Source organism: Microbacterium sp. Bi128, assembly GCF_918698205.1.
In genome coordinates this window covers 1-5,365 of the sequence record NZ_CAKKMM010000277.1, presented here as the reverse complement: position 1 = coordinate 5,365, position 5,365 = coordinate 1, and the positions used below count along the sequence as shown (strand labels likewise).

The following is a 5,365-nucleotide window of genomic DNA, read 5'->3' as shown; positions in this document are numbered from 1 at the left end:
TCGTAGCGGATGGAGCCCTTGTACATCTCCACGATTTCCCACCAGCGGCCCTGGTGCGGGGAGTCCGGCGTGCCCTCATACATCACCTGGGTGGCGCCGTTGATGAGCGGGGCGTAGGCGACATAGGAGTGCCCGGTGATCCAGCCGACGTCGGCGGTGCACCAGTAGACGTCGGTCTCCGGGTGGAGGTCGAAGACCGCCTTGTGCGTGTAGGCGCCCTGGGTGAGGTAGCCGCCGGTGCTGTGCAGGATGCCCTTGGGCTTGCCCGTCGTGCCGGAGGTGTAGAGGATGAAGAGCGGGTGTTCGGAGTCGTGCCCGACGGCGGTGTGTGTGGGGGACGCGGCGCCGACGGTGTCCGCCCACCAGTGGTCCCGGCCCTCGTGCCAGTCCACATCCGCCCCGTTGCGCTTGACCACCACGACGTTCTGCACGGTGTGTCCGGTGCCGTCGCCCTCGTGGGACAACGCCTCGTCGACGGCCGGCTTCAGCGCGCTGGGCTTGCCGCGGCGGTAGGTGCCGTCGGCCGTGACCACGAGCTTGGCCTCGGCGTCGTCGATCCGGGAGCGCAGGGCTTCGGCGGAGAAGCCGCCGAAGACCACGGAGTGGATCGCGCCGATCCGGGCGCACGCCAGCAGGGTGATGACGGCCTCGGGGATCATCGGCAGGTACACGGCCACGCGGTCGCCCTTGGCCACGCCGAGGGACTCGAACGCGTTCGCGGCCTTCTTCACCTCCTCGGTCAGCTGCGCGTAGGTGTAGGTGCGGGTATCTCCCGGCTCACCCTCGAAGTAGATCGCCACCCGGTCCCCGTTGCCGGCCTCGACGTGCCGGTCCAGGGCGTTGTAGGCCGCGTTGACCTCGCCGCCGACGAACCACTTCGCGAACGGCGGGTCGGACCAGTCCAGCGCCTGGGTGAAGTCCTTGGACCAGCTCAGCAGCTCCCGGGCCTGCTTCGCCCAGAAGGCGGGACGGTCGGCGTCGGCCTCTGCGTAATCGGCGGCGGTGACCACTGCGTTCGCGGCGAACTCGGCCGAGGGCGCGAAACGGCGGTTCTCCTGGGACAGGTTTTCGAACGCATCGCCCTGGGGTGTCTGCGTGGCCGTGGAGCCGGGTGTCTGCTGGGACATGGTGAACCTCATCATTCATCGATCCGGGCTGCGCGGCCGTGCTCGCCACCGTCGCGCCGGGCCGCATGCGCGACGTCGGGCGGCGGCAGACGGCGGCAGTGCCGCTAGCGCTGTCTGGAATCAACACTAATACTTGGGTCCGACCAAACGTGCGCCCCGTCACAAACAGCACCGTGAGCGGTGTTCGTTAAGCGCCGAGTGGTCTGTCCCCGGCGCCGGACGGCGGGCCGGGGCAAGCGTCCGGGATTCGGAAATCTGGGGAATTCTGCTGCGTCCGCCCACGGCTTGTCAGCTAGTGATCGGCCATTCACTTGGCTAGGCTGAGATGAAGTTGTGACATCCGATGGAGGCGACAGGACCGCTGGCGGTCCTGTCCTTGCCTGCCGTTAGACGGCGCTGTCCAGGGCGCCGCCATGCTAAGGAGATACGGAATGAACGAGCAAGACAACGGGCAGCTCCGGGCGCCCGCCCAGAACCAGGGTGGAACGGCGCAGCCGGGGCCCGCCGGGTTCGGGGATGCGCCACGCTTCACGGTGGACAAAAAGACCGGGAAGAAGAACGAAGCCGTCCTCGGCCCGTTCACCATCCGTGACCTCACCGTTTTCGGCTCCACGCTGCTTCTTTTCATCGCCTCACTGATTCCGATGTTTGCCTTCGCCTACAACCTCTGGAACAGCCCGTCGACCAAGATCCGGCTCGGATGCCTGTCGATCGACCAGTGCGCGTCCGTTGTAGCGTCCTTCACGCTGGCCTTCTTTTTCCTCGCCGCCGCCGGGGCGTTCGTGCCGAGCATGCTGATCGCGCTCCTGGGCGCTTTGGGGCTCTTCGCCGCCACGGTGCTGGGCCGCTGGATCCCGTTCTTTGCCGGCGATTTCCTGGGCCGGGAGGACGCGCCTGCCCACGTGGTTGCCCGCGAAGCTGTTGTCCCGGTGCGAAAGCCCCGGGCACCGAAGGCGCCGAAGCAACCGAAACAACCGAAGGAATCCAAATTGACCAAGGACGCTGCGGGTGCGTCCGGCGCGGCCGGGGCGGGCGCCTCTCTGGCGGCCGCATCGGGCCAGGTTGCGTCCGGCCCGGTTGCGTCCGGCCAAGCCGCTTCCGGGGAGGCCGCGGGCTGGGCCAAGCGTCCGGCCACCGGCAGCCAGACGGCCACGCCGGCGGCAACCACACCTGCCGGGCCCTCTGCCGGGGCATCTTCGGCGGGTGCGGCGTCCGCCGCGGCCCCCAGCGCTGGCGCGCCCGGCGCACCGGAGACCCAGATCTCGGGCGTGGTGCCAGCCGCCGGCGCGGCAGCGCCGGCATCTACGGATTCATCGGCGGCCCCGACGCAGGCCCCGGCTCCGGAGTCTGCTCCGTCCGCCGCGGACAAGACCCGGACCGCGGGCGTCCCTGCTGCAGCCGGTGCCGCCGCCGCTGGTGCCGCTGGTGCGGCTGCACAGACCGCTCCCGCCGCGGAACAGACCCAGGCCGCGGAACAGACCCAGGCCGCCGGCGTGCCGGCCGCCACCGGCGGCAGTGCCCCCACTACGGTCAACCCCCAGGTCCGGCCGCAGGAACCCATCGGCGCGACCGTTGATCCCGCCAGCCGGCCCGCGGAGGATGATGTCCACCCCGTGCACGAGGCCTTCTGGTTCGCAGTCGCGCAGCCCCGCACCGCCGTCGATGTGCGCACCGGCGCCCCGGCGTTCGTCATTGAACCCGGCGGCTGGGTCCTTGCCCTGGAGGACCGCGGCAACGAGTTCCTGGTCCAGCACACCGACGGCCGGCTCGGCGTTTTGCGGGACCTCAGCAACATCGAACGCGGTTAGTCCGCCGCCGTGACCACGGAATCCGGCGGCTCGGAACCCGGCAACCTGATCCCGGGGAGCGCCAAGCCGGGTGCGCCGCGGGCGTCGGGGGAGTCAATGCTGGCGCTCAAGCGCCGCGCGCGCCGGATCAACCGGGAACTCGCGGAGCAGTACCCCTATGCCCACGCGGAGCTGGACTTCCGCACGCCGTTCGAGCTCGTGATAGCCACGGTGCTGTCCGCGCAGACCACGGACGTGCTGGTCAACCAGATCACGCCCCTGTTGTTCGCGCGCTACCCGGATGCGCGGCGGATGGCGGAGGCGGATCCGGCCGAGCTGGAGGCCATCATCAAGCCCACCGGCTTCTTTCGCGCCAAGGCCAGAAATCTCCTGGCGCTGTGCACCCGGCTGGTGGACGAGTACGACGGCGAGGTGCCGGGCCGGCTCGCGGACCTGGTGACGCTGCCCGGCGTCGGGCGGAAAACCGCGAACGTCGTGCTGGGCAATGCCTTCGGCATCCCGGGCATCACGGTGGACACCCACTTCGGCCGGCTGGCCCGGCGCTTTGGCTGGACCGAGTCGGATGATCCGGTCCGGATCGAGTCGGACGTCGCTGAGCTGTTCGAGCCGAAGGACTGGACCATGCTCTCGCACCGCGTCGTCTTTCACGGCCGCCGCGTCTGCCATTCCCGGAAGCCGGCGTGCGGCGCCTGCGCGGTGGCCAATTGGTGCCCCAGCTACGGCATGGGGGAAACCGACCCGGAGAAGTCAAAGAAATTGCTGAAGTACGAACTCGCCCCGGGCCAGGAGCAACTGCTGGCCCGGCTGCTGGCCGAGACTCACCGCGCCGCGGAAATCCGGATGGAATCGCAGAGGAAACAGCCGTGACCGCGCGCCAGGACCTCGTCGAGCTCGTTGCCGCGGTGGAGGCGGGCACGGCGCCGGCCCCGGATCCGCGCTGGCGGGAACTCGCCGTCGAACCCGGCGAGCGGGTCCGTAGGGCAGCGGTGCTGATGCTCTTTGGTGCGCTCGACAACGTCCCCGCTGTGTCCGAGAAGTTGCTGGCTCCGGCCGATTTGGACGTGCTGCTGCTGCAGCGGGCCCAAACGCTGGAGGACCATCCCGGGCAGGTGGCGTTTCCCGGCGGCGGCATCGATCCGGGTGAGTCCGTGGTGGACGCGGCCCTCCGCGAGGCGGAGGAGGAGACTGGCCTGAACCCTGCGGGGGTGGACGTACTCGGCGTGATGCCTGAACTGGCCCTGCCCCGGGGCAATTTCCTGGTGACGCCGGTCCTGGCCTGGTGGGCTGCCCAGTCGCCGGTCCGGGTGGTTGACTACGGTGAATCCGCGCAGGTGTTCCGGGTCCCGGTCAGGGACCTGCTGGACCCGGACAACAGGGTGATGGCCACGGTCAGCCGGGCCGGCCAGACATTCCAGAGCCCAGCCTTCACCGTCAACGGCGTCGTGGTGTGGGGTTTTACCGGGATGATCCTGAACCAGCTTTTTGAACAGCTGGGCTGGGCCGTGCCGTGGGACCGCGCGCGGCTCTACGGGATTGATGTGTGAAGGCCGCGCGGCGCCGGCCCGCCGGCCGGTCCGCTGGCCGGCAGCCGCCGGGCTGCCTGCCGGGCAGCAACGGGGTTGCAGCCATCTAGCCGGCAGCCACCGGGCTGCCTGCCAGGGGAGCCATCGCCCGTCCTCCCGACCTGCTGGAGGCGACCCGCCGGTGAGCGCCGGAATGATCCACAACCAGGCCGGTCGCGGCGTTCTCGCGCACGGCGTTGATGCCCGCCGCCGCGCTCTTGATGGAGCTGAAGAGCGGGGAGACGGCCACTACCGTGCCATCCGCCGCCGTCAGCCTGAAGAAATAAGCCTTGTCGCCAGCTTGCGCGATCTCAAAAATGCCAGCCAAACCTGTGCCTCCCCAATATCCTTGCGTCGTTGCAATAGCCGGCGGATCGTACGGGAAATTCACCGGCCTTTCCGAGGGTAGCCCGGTGACGGAGCGCACACAACGCTACCGACGGGTACGTTACAGGCGGTGACTTCGGTCACTCATTTGGCATTGTCGTACGAATCGACGACGGCCACGCTGACCGGAAATTCGACCGGAATGCGGCCGAACAAGAGCTCCTTCGCGGCATTTGCGGAGTCCTCGATCGCCTTGATGCTATCCCCGACGGCGGATTCGGGACAGTGGACCATCACCTCGTCGTGGAGGAAGAACACCAGTTCGCCGGCGGCTGCGCCGTCCGACCGTATGGCGCGAAGCCTCCGTCGCAGTTCCGCGAGCCAGCATGCCGCCCAGTCAGCGGCCGAGCCCTGGACCACAAAGTTCCGGGTGAAGCGGCCGCGCGAGCGTGCGATCGAGTCCGCCCGGCGCTGCTCTTCCGCGGTGGTGGAGTGCTGGCTCTGCAGCCAGCGCTCCGACGGCGGCGGGCTGCTCCGGCCC

Annotated in this window: 5 protein-coding genes and 1 pseudogene; 3 read left to right on the top strand and 3 right to left on the bottom strand. The window is 69.2% G+C overall.

Features of this window, described 5'->3' with window-relative positions; translation table 11 throughout:
- Window positions 1-1,127: AMP-binding protein (locus LQV45_RS16955; RefSeq protein WP_230008032.1), on the bottom strand; the 1,127-nt coding region annotated here is incomplete at its 3' end.
- A gap of 431 nt (window positions 1,128-1,558) precedes the next feature.
- Here LQV45_RS16955 and LQV45_RS16950 point away from each other — a divergent pair.
- From LQV45_RS16950 to LQV45_RS16940, 3 genes are all read left to right on the top strand, one after another.
- The gene (locus LQV45_RS16950; protein WP_230008031.1) at window positions 1,559-2,935 is read left to right on the top strand and encodes a hypothetical protein; all 1,377 of its coding nucleotides are present in this window, start codon (window positions 1,559-1,561) and stop codon (window positions 2,933-2,935) included.
- 96 nt (window positions 2,936-3,031) lie between these two features.
- On the top strand, window positions 3,032-3,802 hold the full coding sequence (gene nth / locus LQV45_RS16945) for an endonuclease III (protein ID WP_230008030.1): 771 nt from the start codon (window positions 3,032-3,034) through the stop codon (window positions 3,800-3,802).
- Window positions 3,799-4,479: a CoA pyrophosphatase gene (locus LQV45_RS16940; RefSeq protein WP_230008029.1), complete on the top strand. Its 681-nt coding sequence runs from the start codon at window positions 3,799-3,801 to the stop codon at window positions 4,477-4,479. Before nth ends, LQV45_RS16940 begins: the two co-directional genes overlap by 4 nt.
- Before the next feature lie 85 nt (window positions 4,480-4,564).
- On the opposite strand, the gene LQV45_RS35805 is transcribed toward LQV45_RS16940, so the two are convergent.
- Both LQV45_RS35805 and LQV45_RS16930 read right to left on the bottom strand, forming a co-directional pair.
- Window positions 4,565-4,888: a YegP family protein gene (locus LQV45_RS35805; RefSeq protein ID WP_308288883.1), complete on the bottom strand. Its 324-nt coding sequence runs from the start codon at window positions 4,886-4,888 to the stop codon at window positions 4,565-4,567.
- A gap of 80 nt (window positions 4,889-4,968) precedes the next feature.
- A pseudogene (locus tag LQV45_RS16930) lies at window positions 4,969-5,365 on the bottom strand (DNA polymerase); the annotation flags it as partial.

Bases quoted from the DNA above. Each gene is read 5' to 3' on its own strand.
- LQV45_RS16950 (WP_230008031.1), top strand. From the start codon at position 1,559: ATGAACGAGCAAGACAACGGGCAGCTCCGGGCGCCCGCCCAGAACCAG.
- nth (WP_230008030.1), top strand. From the start codon at position 3,032: ATGCTGGCGCTCAAGCGCCGCGCGCGCCGGATCAACCGGGAACTCGCG.